The following is a 26,667-nucleotide window of genomic DNA, read 5'->3' as shown; positions in this document are numbered from 1 at the left end:
AAGTATCCATAAGGAACACTCGCTTTCAAAATTTACTGTTTTTGAGGTTTATTAAGGTTACCCATTTTTAGATGAAGCGAATTTATCGATTTTCTTCAATCAGTCCTTGACTTTTACTAGCAGGTCTTATTTGTATTTGATTTTAAATCACAATCACAATATACCATTGATATGATTATTAGTCAATAATTTTGTTTATAATTTTAAATTATTATTGATTTTAAATCCACCTTATGATACATTAACTATAAACAAAAGTTTATAGTTAAAAGGGGATTAATCGACGTGGAGTTGTATAAAAGGATTAAATCTAGGAGGAAAGAATTGAATTTATCACAAAACGAACTTGCCCAGATGCTGGGATATAGATCGCCATCTACTATTGCAAAAATCGAAAGCGGCGATAATGATATCCCGCAATCTAAAATTGAGGCTTTTGCAGAGGCACTGCAGACTACCCCTGCCTATCTTATGGGCTGGATTGATGATCCGACAAATTATGACGACGATGACCTAATTGCCGAATTACAAGGGCCTGTATTAGATCATTTTGATGGTGATGTGAAAAAAGCATTGGCGTTTCAAAAAGCAGTTGCAGAAGATGCCTTAAAAGGGGATATTAGGCCTTCCCTTCCACTCCTCACCCCCAGAGACGAACGTGAAATTGCCCGTGATCTTGAAGCTATGATAAATAATCTTGATAATAAAAACGTCATAGCAGCATACAACTATCCCGAAGATGAAGAAGACCGCGAACTACTCAAAGCCAGCCTCCTCACCTCTATGCGTCTCGCAAAGCAGATCGCAAAGAAAAAATTCACTCCTAAAAAATATTGTAAGGAGTGATTTTGTCGTGGATATCAAAAAAGCTGTTGAGAAACTAATCCAAAAGCACCACACTAGTGATCCTTTTGCCCTAGCCACCATTTTGGACGTTATCATCATCTATTCAGATATGAAAAACACTCTTGGCTTTTTTAATAAATATAAACGAATCAAAATGATTCATCTTAATAACTACATTCCTGAGGATTTAAAGAACTTTGTCTGCGCCCATGAACTTGGACACGCTATCTTCCACCCCAACGTAAACACCCCATTTTTAAAACGCCATACCTTTTATTCCGCTAATAAAATAGAAACTGAAGCAAATACATTTGCCGTTGAATTACTATTGCCAGATGACTTACTAAGAGAATTTGAAACTTGTTCTCTCTTTTCAATAGCAAGCAAGCGCGGTATTCCAAAAGAATTAATTAATTTAAAGCAAAAGGAATAGACTAGATGAAAAAACTTGCAAGGAGTTGTGCGCATGAATCTTTTAGAAAGACATGAGAACCGCTCTATAGCCCGTATTCGGCAGCTCTGTCAGGAAAATACTTTACGCTGGACGCAACATGCATTACTTCGCCTGTTCCAGCGTAGCATAAGTACAGACGACGTTGCACACGCTTTATCGAGTGGAGAAATCATTGAAAGCTATCCCGAAGCCCATCCTTATCCCAGTTATTTAGTTTTGGGCGTATCAATTGCCAAAACTCAATTACACGTCGTGTGTGGGCTCTCTGATATTGAATTATGGATCATAACCGCATATTATCCTAACCCAAACGAATGGGAAGCCGACTATAAAACAAGGAGGAAAAATTTATGATCTGCTTTATGTGTAAAGGCCACCTAGAAAATAAAGAATCTACATTTATGGTCGATTTGGGGAATTGCATTGTGATTGTAAAAAACGTACCCTCACAGGTATGCAGCCAATGCGGTGAGGTGTCCTATAGCAATGAAACGGCAAAACAACTTGAAAAAATAGTAAACGCTATGCGTACCTCAATTACAGAAATTGCAGTTATAAAATTTTCAGATAAAGTTGCATAACATACTTCTATCGCCTAACCCAAAAAAGCCAGCATCTCCGTTCCCGGGAATGCTGGCAAAAAAATATCTTATGAGGTGAACATGCCTTCAAAAATTAAAAAACGCGGCAAAGATTCCTATCTCCTCACTGTTGTTCATGAGCAAAAAGAATACACTAAAACCATTCAAGCCGAATCAAAGCCGGAAGCCGAACAACAGTGGACACTATTTGCTGCGGAGGTTTTGAAAGGAAAAGTACTTTCCGGTGATTCGGATAAAATGACATTAGCCCAGTTCTATGAATACTGGAAGAAGCATTACGCTGAAGATCACCTAGAGATTACAACCAGAACACTACTTGAAGGAGTCTATGACCGCATCGGCGCCGCCCTGGGGCATATCAGAATTGATAAAATCACCCCTAAGCAAATACTAAATTTTTATGAGCAGCTAAGAGCGCCCGACGCCTCTGTGGACGATACTCCCCTATCCCAAGCCTATATCCGGAAGCACGCATCCCTGTTGAAGACTTTGCTGAATACAGCTTACCAATGGGATTTTATCACTAAGAATCCCTGCGATAAGGTTAAGCTGCCTAAAGCCGGACGAAGCAGCAAGCGAATCCCCTCAGAGGAAGAGCTAAAACAATTTTTTGCGGCATTGTCGACACATAAGATTTTAAAGCACCGGCTATGGGTTATGCTAAGCTTTTCCCTGGGCATGCGCCGCGAAGAAATTTTCGGTTTGAAATGGAAAGAAGTCAACTTTGATAAACATACCCTGACAATCGCTCTGGCTGCCGTATACGTGCCCAAACACGGAGTTGTAATTAAAGATACTAAGACCGACAATTCGTACCGTACTATCTCACTTCCGCCGGATATCGTGGCAATGCTTGCTGATTGGAAAGAAGAAGTTAAAGCTGCAGCCAAACGTAGAGCGAAAAGAAATAAAGTCGTTGTACTTGATGATCCGGTCGGCCCCGATAAATGGCTATTTACAAAATGGGATGGATCTGTTGCTCATCCGCATAGTTTTAACAGTTTTCTAAGTTCATTTTGTGAAGAACATAATCTTCCCCTTATAAGTCCTCACACGTTCCGGCACTTAAGCGGCAGCTATCTTTTAAAGTCAGGGCTGGATATTGCCACTATCAGTGCAAAATTAGGTCACAGCGATAAATCTTTTACCTTGAAAACCTATATCCACGAACTCCAATCAGCAGAAGAGCATTCGGCAGAAGTTATGCAGGGAATTCTGGATCGGCTCAAACCATCCGATTCAAAAGGACAAGCCAAATAATCTATTTCAATCTCTTGTTTGCTTTCGTAGGGGACAAGCTAAGGGATAACTTAACATAATTTAATGAAATGAAAAGAGCCCGCATCTCTGCGGACCCTTGATTTTACTGTATTTAACTGGTCGGAGCGACACGACTTGAACGTGCGGCCTCTACCACCCCAAGGTAGCGCTCTAGCCAAACTGAGCTACGCCCCGACTAACAAAATATATTTTACCGTTTTTCTAGACCACTGTCAAGCATTATGTAATGTTTTTCGCGCCATCAGCGTCAATATCTAAAATCAGATAATGCGAAGAAATCTTATAAGCTTTAAACGCATTTACCATCGCGTTACCAATTGCTTCGGCATTCTGCTGGGTAAAAGCAATAATTGATGGACCGGCCCCGCTAATGACAGAACCGAACGCTCCCTGCAGCTGGGCTGCTTGAAAAACATCCTGCATACCGGGAATAAGTTTTTGTCGATAGGGTTGATGTAGTTTATCATCCAGTGCATATTTAAGAAAACCGAATTCACCCTGGCACAAAGCGCTTACTAATAATGCTGTCCGACTTACATTAAAAACAGCATCTTTCATAGGCACTTTCAGCGGCAAAACTTCCCGGGATGTTTTAGTTGACAGAGTAAAATCCGGCACAGCAACCACCATAGTAAGTGGTTCAGGCGGCATAAACCGTAAGCTTTGTACGTCTTTGCCCCGCATAATACTTACTACGATCCCGCCAAAAATAGCAGGGGCTACATTGTCAGGATGCCCCTCTAAAGCAGTAGCCATGGTTAAAAGTTCATGCTTATTCAGTCGAGTGCCTGTGGCTGTATTGGCAGCAACTAATCCTGCTACAATAGCGGCTGCGCTACTGCCCAAACCCCTGGCCAGGGGAATGTGATTGTTCATCTTGATATGAATCCCAGAATAAGACATGCCTACCTTTTTCAGTACTGTCTGTATAGCTTTCCAGACAATATTGCGTTCATCGGCTGGAATTGCGTCTTTCCCTTCACCAAATATTTCAATAGACAGCTTACCGTTTTCCGTTAAAGTTAATTCTAAATCATTATATATAGTACAAGCCATCCCAACAGCATCAAAACCAGCACCACAGTTGGCCGTAGTACCGGGAATTCTTACTTTCGTTGTTATCGGCATATCGTTTTCTCCCCTACTTCCGGCAATCAGGCTTCCACCCGGATTATACTGCGTACTTCATTTACCGCCGACATACCATTAATTGTATTAATCGACATGCGAATATTTTCATCCGTTACTTTATAAGTAATCAGTACGATTTCCGCACAATTATTTACCTTGCGTTTTTGGATAACCGAATTTAAGCTTACATTTTGTGCCCCAAAAGCACCGGCTATAGCAGCTAAAACGCCTGGCTTATCATCCACCAGTAATCTAATATAATAAGGTGATTCAGTTTTTTGTACCGGGCATAATCTTTTCTCTTCAAAACAAGTACACAAAATTCTACCACAGGCACCATGCTGTATATCCCGGGCCACGTCAATTACATCGGCCACGACCGCACTGGCTGTCGGCATCTCACCGGCACCACGGCCATAAAACATTGTCTCTCCGACAGCATCCCCTTTTATATAAATAGCATTAAACACATCATGAACCGACGCTAAGGGATGATCACAAGGGATGAACGCAGGATGAACCCGTACATTAATTCCTTGTTCATCTTCTCTGGCAATCGCTAATAATTTAATAACGTAGCCCAATTCCTTACCATAGTCAATATCTTCAGCAGAAATATTAGTAATTCCCTCGGTATAAACATCATCCAGGGAAATTCGGGTACCAAATGCAATGGATGCTAAAATTGCAATTTTACGAGCTGCATCTAAACCACCTACATCTGCGGTAGGATCAGCTTCAGCATATCCCTGGGCCTGGGCCTCAGACAGTACTTCAGCGAAATCCAGGCCCTCATTAGTCATCTTGGTCAACATATAGTTTGTCGTTCCATTAACGATTCCCATGACTTCGGTGATGCGGTTGGCAGCCAAACATTGCTTCAATGGTCTGATAATAGGAATTCCACCGCCGACACTTGCTTCAAACATAAAATCGACTTTACTACTCGCAGCAGCATCAAATAATTCATGTCCATATTGGGCTATTACGTCTTTATTCGCTGTAACCACATGTTTACCGGCTGTTAGAGCTTGAATCATGTAGTCTTTTGCCGGTTGTTCCCCCCCCATAACTTCAATTATAATATCAATTTCATCGTCATTTATGATTTCCTCGATATCGGTGACAAATTGTGCGTCCACCTTGAAATTCCGGAGTTTATGAGGATTTCTGACTAATACTTTTTTAATTGCTACCGGCAGTCCCACTTTAGCAGCAATATTGCTGCCATTGTTAGTCAAAATTTTTGCCACGCCAGTTCCCACTGTTCCCATACCAAGTAAGCCAACATTGATTGTTTTTGCCATCTATTCTGCCCCTCCCTATTCCTGACCCAATACTTCAAGTCGTTTGACTCCTTCTACCATTCTTAATTTGTCTAACAGAGCTTCCAGATCAATCACTAATTCTGCTGTTTCAATGGAAACAGTGGCATTGGCCACTCCCTGCAGCGGTATTCCTTGATTAATAGTCATAATACTGCCGTGTTCACTGGCAATAGTGTTTAATACCCGGGATAAAACACCCGGTTTATGCTCTAATAATAATGCCAGTGTTACAATTTTTTCTCTGCTGGCTTCATAAAATGGAAACACATAATCCTTATACTTATAGTAGGCACTGCGACTAAGTTCCATTTTCTCTACAGCCTCATTAATGGTACTTGCTTCGCCACGTTTAAGCATGTCTTTTACTTTAATTGTTTTTTTGATTGCTTCCGGCAAAATCTCTTCCCGTACTAAAAAAAATACAGATTTCTGCTCTGTCACCATATCGCCCTCTCCGTGTTGTGTAAATGGATAATTATCTATGTACGGTAGACATTATAACATTATATGCTTATAAAATACAAGTACTAATATAAAACTTAACAAATTAAAAAACAAAAAACCGTCCTACATAACAGAACGGCTCTTTTACGAAAGAAATTTCGTTCATTTTATAAACTATAATTAGGCGATTCCTTTGTAATACTAATATCATGGGGGTGGCTTTCTTTTAACCCTGCCCCAGTAATACGAATAAACTTGGTCTTAGTTATCAGTTCTTCGATATTACGCACACCGCAATATCCCATTCCGGCTCGCAAGCCACCAATCAATTGGAAGGCAGTATCTGCTAAAGATCCTTTATAAGGTACCCTTCCCTCTATTCCCTCTGGAACAAGCTTGTCCATGTTTTCTTGAAAATAACGATCTTTACTGCCTTGAGCCATAGCTCCCAATGAACCCATACCCCGATAAACTTTATAACTGCGTCCCTGATAAATAACTGTCTCCCCAGGGCTCTCTTCCGTACCGGCAAATAAGTTCCCGATCATCACAACATTTGCGCCGGCAGCGATCGCTTTAACAATATCGCCGGAATACTTGATTCCACCGTCGGCAATAATCGGAATATTATATTCCCTGGCTGCATTGGAACAATCATATACGGCCGTTATCTGCGGAACGCCAATTCCGGCAATAACTCTGGTCGTACAGATTGACCCCGGACCGATTCCCACTTTCACACAATCGGCTCCTGCTTCAATCAAAGCCCGGGTTGCGTCTGCTGTAGCTACATTGCCTGCGACGAGGTCAACATGCGGATGTGCCGCCTTAATAATTTTAACAGCCTCCAGCACACCTTTTGAGTGTCCATGAGCAGTATCCACAACAAGAACATCTACTCTGGCCCCAACAACTGCATCCACACGATCCATCATATCAGAGCCAACCCCAATCGCGGCGGCTACTAACAATCGTCCTTTATTATCCTTGGCGGAATTAGGATATTTCTGGGCTTTCTCTATATCCTTAATCGTGATTAACCCTTTTAGGTTCCCTTCCCTATCAACTAACGGCAATTTTTCAATCCGGTGTTTCCGCAATAATTCTTTGGCAGCTTCCACTGAAGTGCCTACCGGAGCGGTAATCAAGTGTTCTCTGGTCATACACTCGCCAATTTTTCTTTTCAAATCCGTTTCAAACCGCAAATCCCTATTCGTAAGAATACCGACTAATTTATTTTTATCAGTTACCGGTACACCCGATATATGATATTTTTCCATTAAATTATGAGCATCTTGCAACGTATTATCCGGAGATAAAAAAATCGGATCAACTATAATCCCGTGCTCTGACCGTATTACTTTATCAATCTCATTTGCCTGACACTCGATAGGCATGTTCTTATGAATTACGCCCAAGCCACCTTCTCTGGCTACGGCAATCGCCATTCGTGCCTCAGTAACTGTATCCATACCCGAACTGATAATAGGAATGTTTAGTTTAATATTGCGGGTTAAATGGGTAGAAACTTCAACTTCACGTGGCAAAACTTCAGATTTCGCTGGAACTAGTAATACGTCATCAAAAGTCAGCCCTTCTGATCCAAATTTGTTTTCAAACATGCAATTACTCCCTTCGGCAAAATTCATCATGTATTTCAACTATAATAACACATTTAAACTAGCCGAATCTACCCTTTTTTATGTATTAAAATATTTTTTTGTTAAAAACTTACGCAATAACTTTTTATTCTGACTGCATACTATTAAGCGAACTAACGTTTGCAATATCGGGCATTTCTTGTTATAATAACCAATAAGAAAAGTCTGAGCTACTATTACGGAGTGATGTTATGACTAAATATGAATCTTTAAACACCCGGCAAAAGCAGATAATGAACTATATTAAAGACACTTTACGAAAAAAAGGTTATCCACCCTCCGTGCGTGAAATTGGTGAAGCAGTCGGCCTCAGTTCCAGTTCTACTGTACACAGTCATCTATCAAAGCTGGAAAAGCTCGGATTTATAAGGCGCGATCCCACAAAACCCCGGGCAATTGATGTATTGGATGATGTTCTTTGGCGTCAAAAAACACTAATAGCTGTACCATTAGTTGGTCATGTAACAGCGGGTCAACCCATACTGGCAACTGAAAATATTGAAGAAACCTATCCCCTGCCTGCCGATCTTGTTGGCAGTAAAGATGATGTATTCATGCTCACTGTTCACGGCAGCAGCATGATTAATGCCGGTATACTGGATGGTGATTACATATTAGTACGAGAAACACAAAGTGCTGATAATGGCGACATCGTTGTCGCACTGTTAGATGGTGAAGAAGCCACTGTGAAACGGTTTTTCCGGGAGAAAGATTGTATACGCCTGCAGCCCGAGAATGATTTCATGGATCCAATTTACTCGAAAAACGTATCAATTCTCGGACGCGTCACTGGTATATTCAGACGTTTATAACAAAAACTAAACCAAACCACCCGATATGGGTGGTTTGGTTTAGTTTATTTAGTCAATTGATTGGAATCATTTTTTGTGCCAACACGAACCACTCTGTCTTCCGGCTTGAATTCATCAGAAGCCAGATAATCCCGGCTAATTTCCGCTCCATTTACGTATTTTACCCGATAAGTAGTAATTTGAAATCCTTTTTGTCCTTCCACTTCAACAACTTCTTTGCCTAATTCCAAATTAGGATCTTGCTTAATTATTGTATTTGGTTCCAGGATCTTCTTATCTGTGGCTTCAATCCGAATATCCGGTGAATTTGATCTTTCTTTGCCAAAAATGTATACTATTAACTGATTTCCTGAAACCTCGCTGCTAATGTAAATATTATGAGAAGTAGTATTCTTGAATTTAAAATCCAATAGATTGTCGGCTACTGTGGCATCTTGTCCCAAAGGAACATAACCGGGTGGACTATAATGAGAAGTTCGCTCCACGATCCCCAAATCAGCCAGCAATACAGCATTATATAAGGTACTGCTTACCTGACACACTCCTCCCCCCCAATCCGGAACTAGTTTTCCGTCAATAAAAACCGGTGCCTCCTGATAGCCAAATTTCTCCAAGCGAAGCCCTACCAAATTATTAAATGATACTACCTCACCGGGATGTACTAATATATTATTAATGCTTTTTGCCGCAAGTCGAATGTTTTGAGTCCGATTTTCATTTGAAGAATTAAATTGTGTGGTATATAAAGCAATAAGGCCATCAATATCGGCAAAATCAGAGGCTACTACCGGGGGTTGATCCTCTTGAACAACTAAGGCCAGCTTAAAAGGAAAATGATGATTTAAATTCTCAGCGATCTCCGCTGCAGCAGTGTCAACATCAATTTTAAGGCCAATCACTTCCGGAATCACATGAATTGTTGTACCCCGCTGAACCAATACGGCATTGTGAGGTTCCCGATTAATAGACTGTGCTATATCCTTAATTATCGTCAATAAACTTTCCTGATTATAGTGAATCATGAGCGGAATAGTTATACCATGATTAATAGCAATATATCGCTCTTGCATCTGGTTAAAAAAGCTCCCTTTACGCCCCACCTGGTACGCCTGCTGTGCTAAATCGGCAGCATCAAGCGTAAGCTCAATATTCTGCGCGGTAACCGTCCAAGTTTGATCCTGACATTCCAGCACAATAGGCGGCGCCTTGGTTCGCTCCGTAAAAGCTGCTGCTATCTTTTGCTCCGCTTGTTCCACAGATAGTCCGCCTACGGAAACATCGCCAATACTAACTCCACGGTATATCTCATCTGTAAACAAAAAAGCTGAATTAACCGCAAGTACACTTACGGAGCTAAACAAAATAATAATACCTAAAAACATAATTAGATGATTAGGACTTTTCACTGTTGCAATCTTCACGCCAGAGCACCTGCCAATTGATTTCATTTAATAATAAGTCCCCGCTCTCGCGGGGACTTATTATTTTAAAAACCTTACAATACTATCATTGAATGTTCATAGAAAGCTCGACAAATTTTCCCGCCAGCTTTGCCTTTTGCAATACTTCTTCGGTGATTTCGCCACCTTGCTCAACAATCAACATCCCATTGTCGGTTTCAATGCGTCGGCTGGCTTTCTTGCCAAGTAAATATTTACGATGCTTATCATCAAATTTTTTCCCCGTATCTTCGCTGGCTGTTTCCTGCACAGCAACAGCAGGCTCAGGTACAGCCGGTTTTTCAGTAAATGCGGGTGCTGCTGCAATAACGGCAGATGCAGACTCAAGCGGCTTTGATTTCGTAACAGGAGTATTCTGTACCTCGTCCTCGCCAGTTACTATTAAAACATCCTTACCAAATGTAACAACACGTTCTGCCGGTATTTGAGCAGTTTCGCCATTTTCCTCTGCTTCACAGAAAATAAATTTCCCAGTTTCATCAAAGACAATTTCAGTCACTTTGCCACGGAGCTCGCCAGCTTTGGTCAACACTTTTGTACCAATTACATTTATGTCTGCAATTAAAAGCCGTTCCAAATCCGGAGCTTCTTTTACTTCAAAAATGCTATTACTGTTATCGACAGTCACAGCACTTTCACCAATACCCGTCACGGATGAAGTCAATAATAATTTGGCTCCCATATACCACTTTCCATCGTCAACTACAAAAGCCTCTACAGAACCTTCACCGGGATTAATAACAAATCTTGTAATTGTTCCCAATTCCTTGCCTTCGGTAATACTAATAACAGGCAGTCCAATGATATCTACACTTTTTTTCATTCTATGTCCCCCTAAATATTTTTTATAATAAATCATTTCAATTTTCGCCATTCACTAAACTCAGAATCAATTTGTGCGGCAACATTTACCGGAATATTGCTAAACGGAATAAATCCTAACCGCTGCTCCAGCAGAACATTTTTTACAATACGTAAATATGCGACCACATCAACAAACTCCTCTTCTAAAGCTGTGTCAAAACGAAGCTTGGCAATATCCCGCCCTTCAGAAAGAACTTGAATCGCGTCCTCATATAATCCCTGCTCTTTTAAAATACCGCCAATTTCAGCAATTAAAAAAGGAGCCGTTTCACTTTCATGGTATAATTTTAAGGCTTTTTGAAATGCTTTCAAAGCCTGTCGCAAATTATGCTGCTCCTTCTGCTCAAAAGCAAAATCCATCAAATCATCCAGAGAATCAGACTGACATTGTATATCATCCATTATTGACATTGTATCACTTTCATCTATTAGCTCTCCATTCTCAGCGGCTAACGGTACTATCGGCTCATCACCACCCAAATCTTCTACTTCATATTCTGGTAATGGGTTTTTCTGCTCCGGATCAAGCAGCTCATTTGTTACTTCATTCGAAACAGAATCAATGGCAGCTGCAGTTGGAGCGTCACAGGTACTACTTTCGTCTATCAATTCTTTAAAACTAGCCGGAGACAAAGTCGGCTGAGACATAACCTGAAAATGAGATGCAGTATCGGCTACTACACAACATTCCGACTGCAAATTATTATCTGTCGACTGTCCATCACCTGTCGAACCGTCAAAGTAAGCCACTATGTAGGCAAAAGCCACGGCAGCCACCGCTAATAAAGCCATCGCACCTTGAAAGCCTACAAAATTTATAATCAACTTAGGCAAAACAGCGCTTAAGAAAATCGCACAGCCGGCACACCACAGCAATGGCTTCATTCGCAAGCGAAATCCGAACACCTTGTTTGCCAATAAATGTACAATAAACAGAGTAACAGAAACAGCTAGCAAAATGATAACTATATATTTCACAGAACTCCCACCAAAAAGTATTTATTTTTATATCATTTTTATCTATAAGACAATTCTACATGCTTCGCTATTTTCCTGTCGTTTGATACGTTATAATCCAAAATATATATAAATATGTAAATTTATATCGCTAAAACTTCTGCTGCCGCCCCCATAATGCCGATAACCGCGTGTTCAAAAGTAAGGCCTCCCTGTAAATAAACTGTGTAAGGCGGCCGAATGGGACCGTCAGCACTTAACTCAATTGATGAGCCCTGGACGAATGTGCCGCCAGCCATAATCACTTCGTCCGAATAGCCCGGCATCGCACTTGGTTCCGGCAGAACATGAGAGTCAACCGGCGAATATTTTTGCAATCCCCGGCAAAATGCAATCATTTTTTCCGGAGATCCAAGCTCAATGGCTTGAATAATATCGCTGCGTCGCTCCTGAACATGGGGAATTGTATTGAACCCCATCTGTGAAAAAAAGCTTGCTGCAAAAATTGCGCCCTTAACAGCCTGTGCCGTTGTATGAGGAGCCATAAATAGACCTTGGAATAGCAAGCGATTCTCAACCAGCGATGCGCCAAGCTCACTGCCAATTCCCGGTGCAGTCAGCCGGTAGGACACTAAATCCACTAAATCCGCTTTACCGGCAACATAACCGCCCGTAGGAGCAATCCCCCCTCCGGGATTTTTGATCAGTGAACCGGCGATAATATCTGCGCCGACCGCAGACGGCTCGCGCACATCAACAAACTCTCCATAGCAATTATCAACAAAACAAACGCACTCCGGTTTTTGTTTTTTTACCAGAGAAATAATGTCCTGAATTTCTTTAATTGTCAAGGGCGAACGCAAACTATATCCCCGTGACCGTTGAATCAGCACCATTTTGGTGTTAGGTTTCAGCTGAGCAGTAACGCTGCTCATATCTACCTTTCCCCTAACCATTGGGACCTCCGCATAGGATATGCCAAATTCCTTCAATGATCCCCTGGCCGGAACAGCATAGCCAATAACACTCTGCATGGTATCATAAGGTGTTCCGGTAACCGCCAGCAGTTCGTCTCCCGGTCGTAAAATACCAAATAAAACGGAAGCAAGGGCATGTGTTCCCGACACAAACTGGGTACGCACTAGAGCTCCTTCCGTTTCGCAGATATCCGCCCACACTTCTTCCAGCTTTTCCCTGCCAACATCATTATAGGCATAACCACTGGTCGTACGAAAATGATAATCAGATATGCGATGCCGGCGAAATGCATCAAGTACTCTGGCAGTATTATTCGCCGCGATCTCATCAACAACAGCAAACTGCGGACGCGCTTCTTCTAAAGCTTGCCGACGAAAAGAATTAAGTTTATTGTCATCGAATATTTTCACTGTTTGTCGTCTCCCTGTTCATAAATACGAAACTTTTCACTGAATTGAGGTGGTATTGACGCAATTATGTAAATACCATCCTCACGATAGTCGGTCGAATAAACGGTAGCCACATTATAAATTCGCGACACTAAACCGCTGTCATTATAGGGTATACACAATCGCATGTCAACCAAGCTCTCATGCAGATAACTGGCAATTGTTTCAAGCAAGGCTGGAATCCCCTGACCGGAAGCCGCCGAAATCGCTACACTTCCTTCCTGTCTAAGGGCTCTCGCCAACACATGAGGATTGTCAACTTTATCTGTCTTATTGAGTGCGATTATCGTAGGTTTTTCCGCAATATCCAGTTCTTTCAGCACCTGATGCACAGCATCGCATTGCTGCTGCTGCAGGCTATGACTAACATCCACTACATGTAACAGCAGGTCGGCCTGAACAATTTCTTCCAAAGTTGCCCGGAAGGCGGCAATTAACGGATGGGGCAATTTCTGAATAAATCCGACGGTATCGGCAATAAGCACTTCCCGACCGTCTGACAAAGTAATCCGCCTAATGGTCGGATCCAGTGTCGCAAACAATTTATTTTCCGCCAATACCCCGGCTTCAGTCAATGCATTAAGCAAAGTTGACTTGCCGGCATTGGTATAACCGATCATAGCGACCAGCGGAATCCGTGCTGCCTGCCGGTTTATTCGCTGGATCTCTCGTTGCTTTTTTACGTTTCCGATTTCTTTTTCAAGCTCGCTAATTCTCGAATATATACGTCGGCGATCCACTTCCAGTTTTGTTTCACCCGGGCCCCTGGTACCAATGCCGCCGCCAAGACGGGACAAAATTAAGCCTTGTCCTCTGAGCCGCGGCAAAGAATAGCGGAGTTGAGCCAGCTCAACCTGCAGCTTTCCCTCATGAGAACGGGCCCGCTGGGAAAAAATATCTAAAATTAAAGCTGTACGGTCTATCACCTTAACTCCCAGCGCCTGCTGCAGATTGCGTTGTTGTGCCGGCGATAATTCATCGTCAAAAATTACCATATCAGCCCCCTGCTCCTGCCGTATAAAATTGACTTCCTGAACTTTGCCGCGACCGATAAAGAATGCAGCATCCGGTTTTTCCCGCTTTTGCCACACAGTTCCACAAACTTGGGCACCCGCCGTATCGGCTAACTGCGATAGTTCCTCCAAAGAATCCACTACATCCCATTGGCCGGGACGCTGAATTCCAACTAATATCGCCCGCTCAATCTGACTCATTAAATTGCTTCCTTGAGCGTTAAGTTCCAATTGCTGTTCAATTTGGCGTGTCAAATATTGTAAATCAATCTCTATAAAATCATTAAGATCCATCGGGCCAATCATGTCTGTAGAATAGCCGGTTTCCGATTGATTCGCAATATAGCCAAAGCTGACCTCGGAAACCCGGCCTTCGCTTATTCCCAACGCCGCCATAACATCAAAACGGAGTTCTTTCAATGAAGCGATATCAATTTCACTAAGCTTACTGCGCCCATCAGGATGAGTATGAATGCAGCGAACACCACTTAACCGATTCAGTGAGCGCCGTCCTTCTGGTTCCGGAAGGGATACAGTTCGTACATCGCCGACAGCAACAGCAGTTACTTGTCCCCGCCGATTCACGTAAACAACAACTTCCCGGTTAATTTGACTGGTAATTTGCGCCATCAGGTCAGCCATTGCCAAGCCTATTGGCTGCTGAAAGGGTATGGTATAGTCATATAATTGTTCTAATCGCTCAATCATGCTTTTCCGTAATCCGTTAATATCACCTGAAATACTTGTCAAATCCATCAACTCCTACCAACACATCTTTTTATTATATAATACTTTACTCTTTACAACAATAAAGAGGCTATTCAGCCTCAAATTTACGTTTACAATTTATATTTTAGATTATGGACGGCAGGATAGTAATGTGTATATACTCACCTGGCTGATGAAAATAATAATGCCTAATAAATATAGCAGTGCGGCACTCCAGCGAATAAACAGAAAAGGCGAAGTAAGACCTGGCAGAAACAGGCGAATGTTAGCGTAATTTATACCGACAATACCTAGCAGGAGGACGGTCATACTCATCGCAAAGGTAAAAATATATTGATTACACCATAATAAACCTACTGCGGTTGCCAATAGTATCCAAATGCTATTGGCCCAAAATTGACTTCGCCGGGTTATGATTTTCTCGCGCTTGCGTTCTCTGCGGGAAACATTCACTACGATCCCTCCTGTAAACTATTATCTACAGGAGGATTGGGTTTCATTCCGGCATTATTGTCCTCAAAAAACTGGTGGCACAAAGCACACTGTCCCTGTTCCAATGACTTTTGGCGCAAAAGCAAACCCATACTGACCTGTCCTTCCCGATTCCCTTGCTGATAGCCATAATGCTTCCCTAAAATATAGCCCATCAATAAGGCTGCAACTATGATTATGCTAGTTTCAAGCATAATCACGCCTCCTTTGGTGCCACAACAATGCAGCGTAAAATAGGCAGGTGCCAAACAGCACCACAGCAAACAGCTGCTCCTGCAGCCACCAAGACACTAAACCGCATAATACAGCTGACAGAATGCATTCAATTTTGCCAAATCGGCATGCCAAATTGCGCTGCCCCAGCAAGGAATCAACGTAAATATCTATACAATCGTCAACCAGCTGAACCGCTAGCATAAATGTCAAACCAAAGAGCATCATTCGCCAGCCTAAAATCATACTGCCAATAGCCAGTACTATTAAATTTTCTCCCCGGCCGGATAAACGAGTGGCAAATTTTTTATTTAGATCCTTGCACATCCCGGTAATATAGCTGCCAAAAAACAAAGCAATCGTCAAACTTGTGCTTAACCCAGCCGCTATCATGATAAAAAACATGGCATACACCATGCAACCCTGTCCTAATTTTACCGACCAGTTGAGTTGAGCGCCGGCAAGATCGGCCTCCTTATCCAAATAATCATCCGCGAGTTTTATGGCTATTGCACTGCAAATTACTGCTGCCATCGTCTTGACAAACTCAAATATTTCTGGAAACACAAGCTTTCACCTCTTTAAATCCATACCCGTACATTCCGGACGCGGGAATAATGAGAGCAGTAGGAAATAAAGCTGTTATTCGCCCAATATGTTCCTTTACGGATGGCAAATCTATTTTATTGATAATTAATGCATATGTATGACGTACAACACCATAATCAAATATCTCTGCGTCTATGTTATTGGAATTTTTAAATTCATCAATTGCACCGCCGGAAAAGTCAACAATATGGATAATAAAGTCAGCGCTTCGTACCAAACTAATGGTTTGAGCCATTCCACGGCGAATAGCTTCGTCAGAATGAATTTTCTCGATCAGACCGCAAGTATCCGTCAATTTGAAATTAACCATTGTTTTTCTTAAGGCAATATGTAGAACAATGGATTGCAAAGAACGGGTTTTATGCGTCGTCATGCCACAGAGCTCTCTTTTAGCCTCTTCTACCGTAAAGCGGCGACAGGTAATTAAACCATCATAGGTACGAAACGTAATATCAATGGTTTTGCAGCCCATATAGCCTGAAAAATTAAGAGCAAACATTGTTTTGCCGGAGTTTGGCCTGCCCACAATGACAAACTCCTTCATGCTTACACCTCCAAAATATCGCTGGACTCTATCACCATTAACTCTTGACGCGTAATACTGCTTTTCGTAATCAGCCGTACCGCCTGATGTCGAATAGCCTTCTCAATAATATTTCTTACCGTGCGAGCATTACCAAAATTTTCAATATCGCGCAACTGTACCGAACGCAAGAAATTCATTAACGCCTTTTGCGCTTCTTCTGTCAATCGATACTGACGTTTAGCGCACATTTGCTCAGCGATCTTCAACAATTCATGCTGATTATAGTCGGGAAAATCAATGTGGATTGGGAATCGTGAGCGTAAGCCGGGATTGGTCGAAAGAAAATTTTCCATTTCCCTTTGGTATCCCGCCAGAATTAAAATCAGTTCATCCTTGTGATCCTCCATGGTTTTCACCAATACATCAATGGCTTCTTTGCCAAAGTCTTTTTCACCGCCCCGCGCCAAAGAATAGGCTTCATCAATAAATAGAATCCCCCCGTAGGCCTTCGTTAATTGTTCACGGGTTTTTTGTGCTGTATGCCCAATGTATTCGCCCACTAAATCGGCTCGTTCAACTTCAATCAGATGCCCCCGCATTAAAACGCCCATTTCGCAAAAAACCTTACCCAGTATCCGAGCTACCGTGGTTTTCCCGGTTCCCGGATTGCCTTTAAAGATCATATGCAGTACCAATGGCTCTGTCGTAAGATTTTCTGCCTCCCGGCGTTTTTGAATTTGAATAAATGCATAAATTTCACGCACCAATTTTTTTACTTCCGGGAGCCCAATTAAATGATCCAGTTCCTGTAAAAGTTTTTCAATTTGCTGGTGATTCTCTTGCTTAGAACGCACGTCATAAATTCCCAATCCATCTATGTTTCTTAGTGTTCGAAAAGCCTCAATAGCCGATATTTCTCCCCGTTCAAGAGACGTGAACACAGCTTGCGGTATGGTACATTCCATTCCGGTCACCTCACTTAGGCTATTGTGATACCCATTATACGCAAAATAATGAAAAAGGTGAAAAAACCTAATTGCAATAGGATTTTTTCACCTTTTCAAACCACGCTCTTCTCTTGTATGTAAATGATATTTTATTTACTGGGCATTTCAGCCTTGCTCTCTTCCTTTTTTTCATGATAGCTGGCTGTCAGCGGACGGAAGGGGGTAATAGTCGATATCGCATGTTTGTAAACTAATTGTTGCTTTCCGTCATTTTCAATGATTACCGTGAAATTATCAAAACCTCTCACCGACCCACGCAACTGAAACCCATTCACAAGATAAATAATAACCGGTAAATTTTCTTTGCGAACTTGATTTAAAAAACTATCCTGCAAATTAATCACTTTAGTTGTCATCCTAAAACCCCTCCGTATTCGTGTTTACCTTTATCTTTTAATCTATTCTACCTGCTGTCAAACTTTCCTGCAATATAATTGTAAAAAGTTGCCAACATTTTATCATAGTTTGTAAACTCATTTACATCAAACCAGACAACATACGGCATCTTACGGTACCAAGTCAGCTGACGCTTCGCAAAATGCCTCGTAGCTTGTTTGACTTTCTCGCTGGCAGTGGATAAATCTGCCTCTCCCTTTAAATAAGCAGCGATTTCTTTATAGCCGATGCCTTGCATGGATTGATATCCGGTTGAAATTCCCTGCTCTAATAAAGCTTTTACTTCAGCAACCAGTCCTTGTTCCAGCATTTGGTCAACTCGTTGATTAATCCGCTGATATAATATAGTCCGATCTATTGTCAGCCCAATCACAACAGCATCATAAATCAATTTGTTTTCCGACAATGTACCGGAGGAAAACGCGTCACCACCCAGATGAACTACTTCCAAAGCCCGGACAATGCGCCGCTGATCATTGGGGTGCAGCCGTGATGCAGTAATCGGATCAACCCTAGCGAGCCTGTCATGCAAGTACTGGTTGCCGTGGTCCTGGGCCAGCTTTTCTAAATGAAACCGATACTCTGCATCGCCGGGGGCAGGATGAAACAAATATCCTTCCAGCAAGGCTTTGACATATAGTCCTGTTCCCCCTGCTAAAATGGGAAGCTTGCCCCGCCTATTGATATCTGCTATACATTGACTTGCCCTTGCTTGAAAATCGACCACCGTAAACTCTTCACTTGGTTCAAGTATATCAATCAAATGATGAATAACTCCGTCGCGCTCAGCCAAAGTCGGCTTGGCGGTTCCAATATTCATCCCACGATAAACCAGCATAGAATCTCCCGAAATGATCTCCGTTCCCAACATTTTGGCCAAATCAATACTAATTTTAGTTTTACCCACTGCCGTTGGCCCGATAATGGCAATCAAGCGTTCCATAAAATCAACCTCCCGCCTCAAGCATTCCATATTGGATACTGCTATATTTACCGCCAAAAACTGTGGTAATTCCCAGACGGGTAAACTCGGGACTATGGGAGGTTTCCTTTACAATCACCCGGTTTCTTGCGATGCGGCGTGCCCTTTGCAGTGCCAAAGTATCCAAGGGGCGAGCATCTGCCAGGTAACGCAGCGGTTTTAGATTGGAACTGCTTTGGATGGGATGGCGAAACATGGGATCAAAGTATACAATATCAAAACTTTTCTCCGGCAATCGGGTTAAATACTGGTGATAATCCAGATTGCAAACCTGTATATTACGCATTGAACGGTTGATTTCACTGTTGTCGCCACTGAAATTTTGCAAACCATACCGGGTAATCAAAGCGACTACCGGTGAATGCTCCAATCCTATGACCTTTCCGGCGGTACCGGCTATAAAACTGGCAACAATAGCGTCGGTACCTAGCCCCAGGGTACAATCAAGCACCGACATCCCTGACTTTAGCTCCATTGCTGTTACCATATGGTCATCTTTTCCATTTATGATATTTTTTATACGCAATTCGGCCATACTCAGATGGAAAAAAAATTCTCCCCCTTCCGTATAAACAACCGGCCCCTTTCTGCGGGAAAAAGCCAGAATATTATTGACACCATACGCAGCCTTTATATTGCCCACCGATCTGCTTTCCCGCTGCACAAACGGAACATTAAGTGCTGCCGCAAACTGCCGGGCTGTATCCATTTCTGCCGCATAGTGCTCGCGGACTGTCGTTACCACTAAATCCATTTTATCACCTTCAAACTTTCCACTGCCGCTAAGAATCAGGTACGTTTAAACATTTTTGCTAATTCGGCTGTACTAATGTTTATGATCGCAGGCCGACCATGAGGGCACGTATAGGGAAAGTCGGTGTTGCACAGTTCGCTTAACAATGCTTGGATCTGCCGCATATTCAGAGGATCACCTGCTTTTATCGCCGCCCTGCAGGCCGTCATTTGCAAGCAGGCATGCCGTAATTGCTCCGGCGATGGCTGCTGCGCAGTTTGAATGATCTCCATTATCTGGCGGAGAAGAGCTTCTACTTCGGCTGACGGAACATCCGCCGGTGTTTCAACCAAGCGCACGCTATTCGGTCCGACTTGTTCCAAGGTAAATCCCATATCGTAAAATACAGCATGATTTTCCTCAATGAGACTCATTTCCACAGCATCAAACTCAAAGTACGCCGGCATCAATAACTGCTGTACCGGAATTCGACCTGCCGCTCCACACAACCGGTCATATAAAATTCGCTCATGGGCGGCATGCTGATCGATAATATAGAGTCCGTCTTCACCCTGGGCAACGATATAACAATCACTCACTTGTCCTAAAGGCTGAAAAGCAACATTTGATTCCACATTAGCCAACACCGGCGCCGGTCCTTTGCCCGCCAAAATGGGTTCTTCCTGCTGCATCAACCTTCTTGCCGTCTCTATGGAGACAGGGTTCTCCCCTTCCTGCCACAGTTGAACGGATTGAACCGGACTGTAATTCTGCTGAGACTCATAGTCTGTATGAACCGGATGATACTGACGCTGTGAGGGTTCTACCGTCGCAGCAAGCTGACTCAGAGATTGCGGTGCGGTTAATGCTTCAGTGATCGCTCGATATACTGCCCGAAAAACAATCTGTTCATTGCTGAATTTCACTTCACTTTTTTGTGGGTGTACGTTTACATCAATAGACTCCAGGGGAACTTTAATATTCAATACGGCTAAAGGAAATCCGATTTTCGGCAATAAAGAATGATACGCATTGTCTATCGCCTTGGCAATAAAACGGCTGTTAATAATCCTTCCATTTACGATAAAAGTTTGCCAATTGCGGCTGCTTTTTAGCAAACTGGGTTTAGAAACATAACCGGAAATAGCAATCGAATCTCGATCATAGTCAATCGGCAGCAACTCTGAGCCGATCTTATGCCCATACATACTCAGCAAAGTATCATACAATTGGCCATTCCCCGGAGTAGCAACTACCGTTTTTCCATTATTGATGAGTTTAAAGGCTATTTCAGGCTGAGATAAAGCCAGCTTGCCTAAAACATTATGAATCTGTGTGCTTTCGGCTCCGGGAGTTTTTAAAAATTTTTGCCGGGCCGGAGTATTGAAGAATAAATCTGTTACCGTTACCGTAGTCCCGATACTGCCGCCCGCTTCCCGGATGTCAACTATCTTTCCGCCTTGTATTTCAATATAACTGGCTAACGGCTGCTGCTGCTGCCGGGTAGTAATCGTCAATTTTGCCACAGCCGCAATGCTGGGTAAAGCCTCACCGCGAAAGCCTAAAGAATAAATTTTTACCAAATCTCCCGCCAAGCGAATTTTGCTTGTTGCATGACGTAAAACAGCCAATTTGGTGTCGGTCGGACTCATACCAATACCATCATCCGTAACCCGGATAAAATTGATTCCCCCATTGGCAATTTCAATTTCAACGCTGTGCCCCTTCGCATCAATCGAATTCTCCACTAATTCCTTTATAACCGATGCCGGCCGCTCAACGACTTCGCCGGCGGCAATCTGATTTGCCGTATGCTCATCAAGAATGTGTATTCTGTCATCACTCATTATTGACCAACTTCCTCTTTCGCTTGAGTTTGTAATTTATATAAAAGATTAATAGCTTCGATAGGGGTAATTGTCATCACATCCAGCGACAGCAGTTCCTCAATGATTGCATTTGTAAACAAAGACATTGAACCAGAGCTGGTGGTCGCCGCTGCTTCGGTAACTTTCGCGGGAATGCTATGGTTTTTCTCCAGCTGCAATAAAATGGCTTTAGCCCGCTCTACCGTCTTTTTCGGTAATCCGGCCAATTGTGCCACGTAGATACCGTAACTTTTATCAGCCCCACCTGGAACAATCCGCCGCAAAAAAACAACCTCATTGCCCCGCTCCTTCACTGCCACCGAAAAATTTTTAACACGGGAATTTGTTTCCGCCAGCTCGGTAAGCTCATGATAATGAGTGGCAAAAAGAGTTTTAGCCCCTATATGCTCATAGATATGTTCGATAACGGCCTGGGCAATACTCATTCCATCAAAAGTGCTTGTTCCCCGCCCAATTTCATCCAGAATAATCAAGCTGTTCTTGGTCGCATGTTTTAAAATATGCGCAACTTCATTCATCTCCACCATAAAGGTGCTTTGGCCGGTTGCCAAATCATCACTGGCACCTACCCTGGTAAAGATACGATCTACGGGACTAATTGCCGCTTCCCGGGCAGGAATAAAGCTGCCCACCTGGGCCATTAAGACCAATAAGGCCACCTGACGCATATACGTTGACTTCCCCGCCATATTAGGACCGGTAATCACCATGATTTCATTATCCTGGTGATTCAGTTCCACATCATTAGGTACAAACATTTCCCGTACTAAAAGGCGTTCGACAACCGGATGCCGCCCGTCCTTGATGGAAATCCTGCGATTCGTACGAATCCGCGGCCTGACATAATTATATTGACTGGCTGCTTCACTCAGCCCCAGAATACAGTCCAGCTGCGCAATATGACGGGCGGTCTTCTGAATTTCTTTCATATGCTCCTTGATAGAATCGCGGATTTTGCAAAACAGCTCATATTCAATATTGACGATCTTTTCCTGCGCTCCAAGAATTTTCCCTTCAAAAGCTTTCAATTCCGGTGTAATGTATCGCTCCGCGTTCGCCAGCGTTTGTTTGCGTACATAAGTTGATGGAACAGAGGCAGCGTGGCTATGAGTTACCTCAAGGTAATATCCGAAAACTTTGTTATACCCAACCTTTAAGGATTTGATACCGGTACGCTCCCGCTCCGAAGTTTCCAAGTTCTGCACCCACTGCTTGCTGTCTGTGGCAATATGGCGTAATTCATCCAGTTCATTATGGTAGCCGGACTTAATGATATTGCCTTCCCGTACAGAAAATGGCGGATTGTCAACAATAGCCGACTCAATCAGTTCAACCAAAGAATCATGCCTGTCAATCCCATTATCAATTTGATTTAACAATGCATTGTTGATCTGTGTAAGCTGTTGTTTAATTGCCGGCAATACAGTCAGGGACGACTTAAGGGCGATCATATCCCGTCCATTAGCCGTGCCTACTTCAATACGTGTCATAATCCGTTCAAAATCATAAATATTTTTTAACGCGGTCTGAATTGTATATCGTACGGTTGCTTGATCCAATAATGCAGCAACAGCATCCTGGCGCTGGATAATTTTTGCCGGCTGCAAAAGCGGATATTCCAGCCATCGTTTCAGCAGGCGGCTGCCCATTGCCGTTTTGGTAAAGTCCAGGACAGAGAGAAGTGTATCTTTCCTGCTTCCGTCTCTGGTGTTCCGGATAACCTCTAAATTGCGCAAAGAAGCTGCATCGACAAGCAAATGGTTGACGGCACTATACTCAACTAAACGATTAATATTGGATAGATCGTTTTTCACCGTCTGATGCAAATAATACAGCAGATACCCCACTGCCAGCAGTGAATCCGGATCCTGCGGCAAATCTGCGGCGGCAAAGTGCTGTCCCGGCAAACACTGTATCGCCTGTAAATCATTTACCGCCAGCTTTGTATACGTGCAATACGACAGTCGTCCATTCAGTTCGTCCTGCACCGCTTGGTTATTGATACAGCTGCCTGTCAGCACTATTTCCGCCGGCGTTAAACGGATCAACTGGTCGGCAAGGGCATTGAAACGATCCCAGCCGTTAAAGCTGGACCACAAACATTCACCAGTAGACGCATCCGCTGCCGCCAAAACAAAGTTTTTCTCGTTCTCATACAAAACCGCCAAAAAATTATTTGCTTTATCGGGAAGGCAGGATTCGGAAAGGATGGTGCCGGGAGTAACAATCTTAATCACTTCACGGCGTACAATTCCTTTCGCGCTTTTAGGATCCTCAACTTGTTCGCAAATGGCCACTTTGTACCCTTTGCCAATCAGTTTGGCAAGATAGTTGTCCACTGCATGATAGGGGATACCGCACATTGGCACCCGGGTATTTTGCCCGGCCTCTCTTCCCGTTAAAGTAATTTCCAATTCCCGCGATGCCACCTCGGCATCTTCAAAAAACATTTCATAAAAATCACCCAGCCGGAAAAACAAAATTTCATCCGGATGTTGATTTTTGATATTCTGATATTGTTCTATCATCGGAGTATAGCTGGCCATCATAACTCTCCTCTTCCCAGCAAGCAATTAACCGGTAAATTCACCTTTTAGCAGCCAAGTTTGCCCTGCACGGATATGTATTGGCAGCAGCCGGCCGATCGTTTCACTGCCATTTTCTTTCCATAGCACAATTTTATTGGTACGGGTTCGTCCCATTAATATATTCGCATCATTTTTGCTGGTCCCTTCAACCAGTACTTCCACGGTTCTCCCTTCCAGCGTTTGATTGATCTCCAGGCTGATATCATTTTGCAGTTTCATAAGCTGCTGCAAACGTTCTTTCTTTCGAGTCAGCGGCACTTGATTCGGCATCGCTGCTGCAGGCGTTCCCGAACGTTTGGAGTATAAAAAAGTATAAGCGGCATCAAAGCGTATGGATTGAATAAACTGTAACGTTTCTTGGAAAAGCTCATCGGTTTCACCAGGGAAGCCCACAATAAGATCGGTTGTAATACTGGCATGGGGAATTGCTTGGCGGATTTTCGCAACAAGCTGTCGATAATAATCCGCCGTATAGCCTCGATTCATCAATTTTAAAATCGTATTACTGCCGGATTGAATCGGTAAATGGAAATGTTCGCATATTTTTCTACCACCCTGAATCGCAGAAATTACTTTATCATTCATATCCCGTGGGTGCGAAGTCAGATAACGAACCCGGGTGATGGTATCCACTTCATCAACAGCCTGCAATAAATCGGCAAAATCGTATGGTTCACTGCTATCCCTGCCATAAGAATTCACGTTTTGCCCCAAAAGGGTAATCTCCTGAAAACCGTCCTGACCCAATTGCTGAATTTCATTTACGATGTCGGCCAGCGGACGGCTTCTTTCCCGTCCCCGCACATAAGGAACAATACAATAGGTACAAAAGTTATTGCAACCATACGTAATGGGAACCCAAGCCGATACTTGCCCCTTATGAATAGCAGGCATCTCCGGAGAAGCTGCCACAGCCTGATCCCATATTTCCAATACCGGTTTGCTGTTTTTCTCCACTTTCTGAACTAATTCAGCCAGTTTATGTATGTTATGGGTTCCTATTACAAAATCAATATGGGAAGCTTTCTTAAAAATTTTATCCCGATCCTTTTGTGCCATGCAGCCTGCCACACCAATAATAAGATTAGGCTTTATCGCTTTAAGTTTCTTTAATTCACCAATTTTTCCATATATTTTTTTTTCGGCACTTTCCCGGACGCAACAGGTATTAATCAGGATCAGATCCGCTTTTTCCGGCTCTTCGGTATACTCATAGCCGATTTCCATTAACTGACCCGCTAAACGCTCTGTATCATTTTCATTCATTTGGCAGCCATATGTATAAGTAGTAAAATGCTTTTTATTTGATTTTATTGATCCTTGCTTAACTTTAAAGTGATCTGGTTTTGCCATTCTTCATCAACTCCTGCTGATTATTATATCCTAATTTTTTCTGTTAAACAATTAACCCCCCTCTGAATCGCTAAAGAAAAGGACCGGCGTTTCAGAACGTCAGTCCCTGGCACTTTACTTATGAAACTTACGAAGAAGTTTTTGCTGACTTTTTAGGCTTTGCCAGCAGCATTCTGCTGCCCATAATGATAATAAATAGACCAAATATTTTCTTCAAATCCGCAGCCGGGATGTCTTGAACAAAATTCGCACTAATGATTCCGCCGGCGACAGCTCCGACAGACAAATAGACTGCAACATGATAATTAACAAGTTTTTGTTTCTGGAGCTGCCAAATACCGGCAAAAGCCGTTGGAATAATCACCAGCAATGAAATTCCTTGAGCAATATGCTGAGCCATTCCAAGACCAAATACCATCATGGGTACAAGAACAATCCCTCCGCCAACCCCTAATAAACCACTTAAAATACCGGCAACTACACCAGTGAGTAACGTCATTAGCACAATCATGACAACACCATCCTTACTCCGACTATCAACAACAACATTCCAAATAATCGTTTCAGCTGTGCTGCGGGTATCCTTGGCATCCATCTGGCACCAAGGCTTGCGCCAAAAACGCTTCCGACAGCCAATGTTAACGCCAGTATGAGATCGCTATTGCCATGAAGGCCATAGATAATACTGCCTGCGAACGCAGTCGGTACAATAACCGCCAGCGATGTCGCATGAGCAATATGCTGCGTTAAGCCAAGACATGCTACCATAATCGGCACTAACACAATTCCGCCGCCAACTCCCAATAAACCGCTTAAAATACCGGCAATAAAACCAAATCCAATCATTTTTCCATTTTGCAGCATAGAAAA

28 protein-coding genes and 1 tRNA gene are annotated in these 26,667 nt (G+C 42.8%); 6 read left to right on the top strand and 23 right to left on the bottom strand.

The features are described from left to right. Nucleotides 1-285 precede the first annotated feature (285 nt). The 5 genes from ABFC84_00395 to ABFC84_00375 all read left to right on the top strand — a co-directional run bounded on the left by ABFC84_00395 (nt 286) and on the right by ABFC84_00375 (nt 3,162). Entirely contained in the window at nt 286-846 is a 561-nt protein-coding gene (locus ABFC84_00395; protein MEN6411206.1) for a helix-turn-helix transcriptional regulator, read from the top strand. A 7-nt stretch (nt 847-853) separates the two neighbouring features. After that, entirely contained in the window at nt 854-1,279 is a 426-nt protein-coding gene (locus ABFC84_00390) for an ImmA/IrrE family metallo-endopeptidase (protein MEN6411205.1), read from the top strand. Nucleotides 1,280-1,312: 33 nt separating this feature from the next. Then, complete coding sequence (locus ABFC84_00385) at nt 1,313-1,654, top strand: DUF4258 domain-containing protein (GenBank protein MEN6411204.1); 342 nt, start codon at nt 1,313-1,315, stop codon at nt 1,652-1,654. Then, nucleotides 1,651-1,881, top strand: a complete 231-nt coding sequence (locus ABFC84_00380; protein ID MEN6411203.1) for a type II toxin-antitoxin system MqsA family antitoxin — start codon at nt 1,651-1,653, stop codon at nt 1,879-1,881. The genes ABFC84_00385 and ABFC84_00380 overlap by 4 nt, the downstream gene beginning before the upstream one ends. Before the next feature lie 81 nt (nt 1,882-1,962). Then, on the top strand, nt 1,963-3,162 hold the full coding sequence (locus ABFC84_00375; protein ID MEN6411202.1) for a site-specific integrase: 1,200 nt from the start codon (nt 1,963-1,965) through the stop codon (nt 3,160-3,162). Nucleotides 3,163-3,279: 117 nt separating this feature from the next. On the opposite strand, the gene ABFC84_00370 is transcribed toward ABFC84_00375, so the two are convergent. From ABFC84_00370 to guaB, 5 genes are all read right to left on the bottom strand, one after another. Next, nucleotides 3,280-3,357, bottom strand: a tRNA-Pro gene (locus ABFC84_00370). A gap of 45 nt (nt 3,358-3,402) precedes the next feature. Next, on the bottom strand, nt 3,403-4,311 hold the full coding sequence (gene thrB / locus ABFC84_00365; GenBank protein ID MEN6411201.1) for a homoserine kinase: 909 nt from the start codon (nt 4,309-4,311) through the stop codon (nt 3,403-3,405). Nucleotides 4,312-4,337: 26 nt separating this feature from the next. Beyond that, nucleotides 4,338-5,621 carry a homoserine dehydrogenase gene (locus ABFC84_00360; GenBank protein ID MEN6411200.1) on the bottom strand — a complete coding sequence of 428 codons (1,284 nt, stop codon included), beginning with the start codon at nt 5,619-5,621 and terminating at the stop codon, nt 4,338-4,340. 15 nt (nt 5,622-5,636) lie between these two features. Then, nucleotides 5,637-6,086, bottom strand: a complete 450-nt coding sequence (locus ABFC84_00355) for an ACT domain-containing protein (protein MEN6411199.1) — start codon at nt 6,084-6,086, stop codon at nt 5,637-5,639. Nucleotides 6,087-6,253: 167 nt separating this feature from the next. Next, a complete protein-coding gene (gene guaB / locus ABFC84_00350; GenBank protein ID MEN6411198.1) occupies nt 6,254-7,708 on the bottom strand; it encodes an IMP dehydrogenase in 1,455 nt (484 codons plus the stop codon). 230 nt (nt 7,709-7,938) lie between these two features. Between guaB and lexA the strand changes: the two genes are divergently transcribed. Continuing rightward, complete coding sequence (gene lexA / locus ABFC84_00345; GenBank protein MEN6411197.1) at nt 7,939-8,559, top strand: transcriptional repressor LexA; 621 nt, start codon at nt 7,939-7,941, stop codon at nt 8,557-8,559. 44 nt (nt 8,560-8,603) lie between these two features. Here lexA and ABFC84_00340 read toward each other — a convergent pair whose 3' ends face one another. The 18 genes from ABFC84_00340 to ABFC84_00255 form a co-directional block, all read right to left on the bottom strand. Then, on the bottom strand, nt 8,604-9,980 hold the full coding sequence (locus ABFC84_00340; protein MEN6411196.1) for a VanW family protein: 1,377 nt from the start codon (nt 9,978-9,980) through the stop codon (nt 8,604-8,606). Nucleotides 9,981-10,065: 85 nt separating this feature from the next. Continuing rightward, nucleotides 10,066-10,893 carry a PRC-barrel domain-containing protein gene (locus ABFC84_00335; GenBank protein ID MEN6411195.1) on the bottom strand — a complete coding sequence of 276 codons (828 nt, stop codon included), beginning with the start codon at nt 10,891-10,893 and terminating at the stop codon, nt 10,066-10,068. Next, nucleotides 10,875-11,861 (bottom strand): hypothetical protein, encoded by a 987-nt coding sequence (locus ABFC84_00330; protein MEN6411194.1) that lies wholly within the window; start codon nt 11,859-11,861, stop codon nt 10,875-10,877. Before ABFC84_00330 ends, ABFC84_00335 begins: the two co-directional genes overlap by 19 nt. Before the next feature lie 122 nt (nt 11,862-11,983). Further along, a complete protein-coding gene (locus tag ABFC84_00325; GenBank protein ID MEN6411193.1) occupies nt 11,984-13,222 on the bottom strand; it encodes a methionine gamma-lyase family protein in 1,239 nt (412 codons plus the stop codon). Nucleotides 13,223-13,224: 2 nt separating this feature from the next. Further along, nucleotides 13,225-15,030, bottom strand: coding sequence for a GTPase HflX (gene hflX / locus ABFC84_00320; protein ID MEN6411192.1), 1,806 nt, complete (start codon nt 15,028-15,030; stop codon nt 13,225-13,227). 108 nt (nt 15,031-15,138) lie between these two features. Further along, nucleotides 15,139-15,462, bottom strand: coding sequence for a hypothetical protein (locus ABFC84_00315; protein ID MEN6411191.1), 324 nt, complete (start codon nt 15,460-15,462; stop codon nt 15,139-15,141). Further along, nucleotides 15,462-15,695, bottom strand: a complete 234-nt coding sequence (locus ABFC84_00310) for a hypothetical protein (protein MEN6411190.1) — start codon at nt 15,693-15,695, stop codon at nt 15,462-15,464. Before ABFC84_00310 ends, ABFC84_00315 begins: the two co-directional genes overlap by 1 nt. Further along, nucleotides 15,688-16,248, bottom strand: a complete 561-nt coding sequence (locus tag ABFC84_00305; protein ID MEN6411189.1) for a hypothetical protein — start codon at nt 16,246-16,248, stop codon at nt 15,688-15,690. The genes ABFC84_00310 and ABFC84_00305 overlap by 8 nt, the downstream gene beginning before the upstream one ends. Before the next feature lie 13 nt (nt 16,249-16,261). Then, nucleotides 16,262-16,867: a GTPase domain-containing protein gene (locus ABFC84_00300; GenBank protein ID MEN6411188.1), complete on the bottom strand. Its 606-nt coding sequence runs from the start codon at nt 16,865-16,867 to the stop codon at nt 16,262-16,264. Between the two features lie 2 nt (nt 16,868-16,869). Beyond that, nucleotides 16,870-17,814: a stage V sporulation protein K gene (spoVK, locus tag ABFC84_00295; GenBank protein MEN6411187.1), complete on the bottom strand. Its 945-nt coding sequence runs from the start codon at nt 17,812-17,814 to the stop codon at nt 16,870-16,872. A 131-nt stretch (nt 17,815-17,945) separates the two neighbouring features. Further along, nucleotides 17,946-18,212 carry an RNA chaperone Hfq gene (gene hfq / locus ABFC84_00290; protein MEN6411186.1) on the bottom strand — a complete coding sequence of 89 codons (267 nt, stop codon included), beginning with the start codon at nt 18,210-18,212 and terminating at the stop codon, nt 17,946-17,948. 47 nt (nt 18,213-18,259) lie between these two features. Next, nucleotides 18,260-19,195, bottom strand: coding sequence for a tRNA (adenosine(37)-N6)-dimethylallyltransferase MiaA (gene miaA / locus ABFC84_00285; GenBank protein MEN6411185.1), 936 nt, complete (start codon nt 19,193-19,195; stop codon nt 18,260-18,262). Between the two features lie 4 nt (nt 19,196-19,199). After that, nucleotides 19,200-19,988 (bottom strand): class I SAM-dependent methyltransferase, encoded by a 789-nt coding sequence (locus ABFC84_00280; GenBank protein ID MEN6411184.1) that lies wholly within the window; start codon nt 19,986-19,988, stop codon nt 19,200-19,202. Between the two features lie 35 nt (nt 19,989-20,023). Continuing rightward, a complete protein-coding gene (mutL, locus tag ABFC84_00275) occupies nt 20,024-21,814 on the bottom strand; it encodes a DNA mismatch repair endonuclease MutL (GenBank protein MEN6411183.1) in 1,791 nt (596 codons plus the stop codon). Further along, complete coding sequence (gene mutS / locus ABFC84_00270) at nt 21,814-24,402, bottom strand: DNA mismatch repair protein MutS (protein MEN6411182.1); 2,589 nt, start codon at nt 24,400-24,402, stop codon at nt 21,814-21,816. The genes mutL and mutS overlap by 1 nt, the downstream gene beginning before the upstream one ends. Nucleotides 24,403-24,429: 27 nt before the next feature. Beyond that, nucleotides 24,430-25,797 (bottom strand): tRNA (N6-isopentenyl adenosine(37)-C2)-methylthiotransferase MiaB, encoded by a 1,368-nt coding sequence (gene miaB, locus ABFC84_00265; GenBank protein MEN6411181.1) that lies wholly within the window; start codon nt 25,795-25,797, stop codon nt 24,430-24,432. A 127-nt stretch (nt 25,798-25,924) separates the two neighbouring features. Further along, complete coding sequence (locus ABFC84_00260) at nt 25,925-26,308, bottom strand: sulfite exporter TauE/SafE family protein (GenBank protein ID MEN6411180.1); 384 nt, start codon at nt 26,306-26,308, stop codon at nt 25,925-25,927. Beyond that, nucleotides 26,305-26,661 (bottom strand): sulfite exporter TauE/SafE family protein, encoded by a 357-nt coding sequence (locus ABFC84_00255; GenBank protein ID MEN6411179.1) that lies wholly within the window; start codon nt 26,659-26,661, stop codon nt 26,305-26,307. Before ABFC84_00255 ends, ABFC84_00260 begins: the two co-directional genes overlap by 4 nt. Nucleotides 26,662-26,667: the final 6 nt, after the last annotated feature.

This window comes from Veillonellales bacterium (assembly GCA_039680175.1).
In the GTDB taxonomy this organism is placed as follows: Bacteria; Bacillota; Negativicutes; order JAAYSF01; family JAAYSF01; genus JBDKTO01.
The sequence above is the reverse complement of the archived record's forward strand: the minus strand, read 5'-3'. Positions and strand labels throughout refer to the sequence as shown.

Excerpts from the sequence above, each read along its gene's own strand:
- ABFC84_00255 (MEN6411179.1), bottom strand. The coding sequence starts at position 26,661 with ATGCTGCAAAATGGAAAAATGATTGGATTTGGTTTTATTGCCGGTATT.
- ABFC84_00260 (MEN6411180.1), bottom strand. The coding sequence starts at position 26,308 with ATGATTGTGCTAATGACGTTACTCACTGGTGTAGTTGCCGGTATTTTA.
- hfq (MEN6411186.1), bottom strand. The coding sequence starts at position 18,212 with ATGACAACTAAAGTGATTAATTTGCAGGATAGTTTTTTAAATCAAGTT.
- miaB (MEN6411181.1), bottom strand. The coding sequence starts at position 25,797 with ATGGCAAAACCAGATCACTTTAAAGTTAAGCAAGGATCAATAAAATCA.
- ABFC84_00385 (MEN6411204.1), top strand. The coding sequence starts at position 1,313 with ATGAATCTTTTAGAAAGACATGAGAACCGCTCTATAGCCCGTATTCGG.
- guaB (MEN6411198.1), bottom strand. The coding sequence starts at position 7,708 with ATGTTTGAAAACAAATTTGGATCAGAAGGGCTGACTTTTGATGACGTA.
- miaA (MEN6411185.1), bottom strand. The coding sequence starts at position 19,195 with ATGGAACGCTTGATTGCCATTATCGGGCCAACGGCAGTGGGTAAAACT.
- ABFC84_00300 (MEN6411188.1), bottom strand. The coding sequence starts at position 16,867 with ATGAAGGAGTTTGTCATTGTGGGCAGGCCAAACTCCGGCAAAACAATG.
- ABFC84_00375 (MEN6411202.1), top strand. The coding sequence starts at position 1,963 with ATGCCTTCAAAAATTAAAAAACGCGGCAAAGATTCCTATCTCCTCACT.
- ABFC84_00280 (MEN6411184.1), bottom strand. The coding sequence starts at position 19,988 with ATGGATTTAGTGGTAACGACAGTCCGCGAGCACTATGCGGCAGAAATG.
- ABFC84_00355 (MEN6411199.1), bottom strand. The coding sequence starts at position 6,086 with ATGGTGACAGAGCAGAAATCTGTATTTTTTTTAGTACGGGAAGAGATT.
- ABFC84_00310 (MEN6411190.1), bottom strand. The coding sequence starts at position 15,695 with ATGCTTGAAACTAGCATAATCATAGTTGCAGCCTTATTGATGGGCTAT.
- ABFC84_00360 (MEN6411200.1), bottom strand. The coding sequence starts at position 5,621 with ATGGCAAAAACAATCAATGTTGGCTTACTTGGTATGGGAACAGTGGGA.
- ABFC84_00335 (MEN6411195.1), bottom strand. The coding sequence starts at position 10,893 with ATGGCGAAAATTGAAATGATTTATTATAAAAAATATTTAGGGGGACAT.
- ABFC84_00380 (MEN6411203.1), top strand. The coding sequence starts at position 1,651 with ATGATCTGCTTTATGTGTAAAGGCCACCTAGAAAATAAAGAATCTACA.
- mutL (MEN6411183.1), bottom strand. The coding sequence starts at position 21,814 with ATGAGTGATGACAGAATACACATTCTTGATGAGCATACGGCAAATCAG.
- thrB (MEN6411201.1), bottom strand. The coding sequence starts at position 4,311 with ATGCCGATAACAACGAAAGTAAGAATTCCCGGTACTACGGCCAACTGT.
- ABFC84_00305 (MEN6411189.1), bottom strand. The coding sequence starts at position 16,248 with ATGGCAGCAGTAATTTGCAGTGCAATAGCCATAAAACTCGCGGATGAT.
- lexA (MEN6411197.1), top strand. The coding sequence starts at position 7,939 with ATGACTAAATATGAATCTTTAAACACCCGGCAAAAGCAGATAATGAAC.
- mutS (MEN6411182.1), bottom strand. The coding sequence starts at position 24,402 with ATGGCCAGCTATACTCCGATGATAGAACAATATCAGAATATCAAAAAT.
- spoVK (MEN6411187.1), bottom strand. The coding sequence starts at position 17,814 with ATGGAATGTACCATACCGCAAGCTGTGTTCACGTCTCTTGAACGGGGA.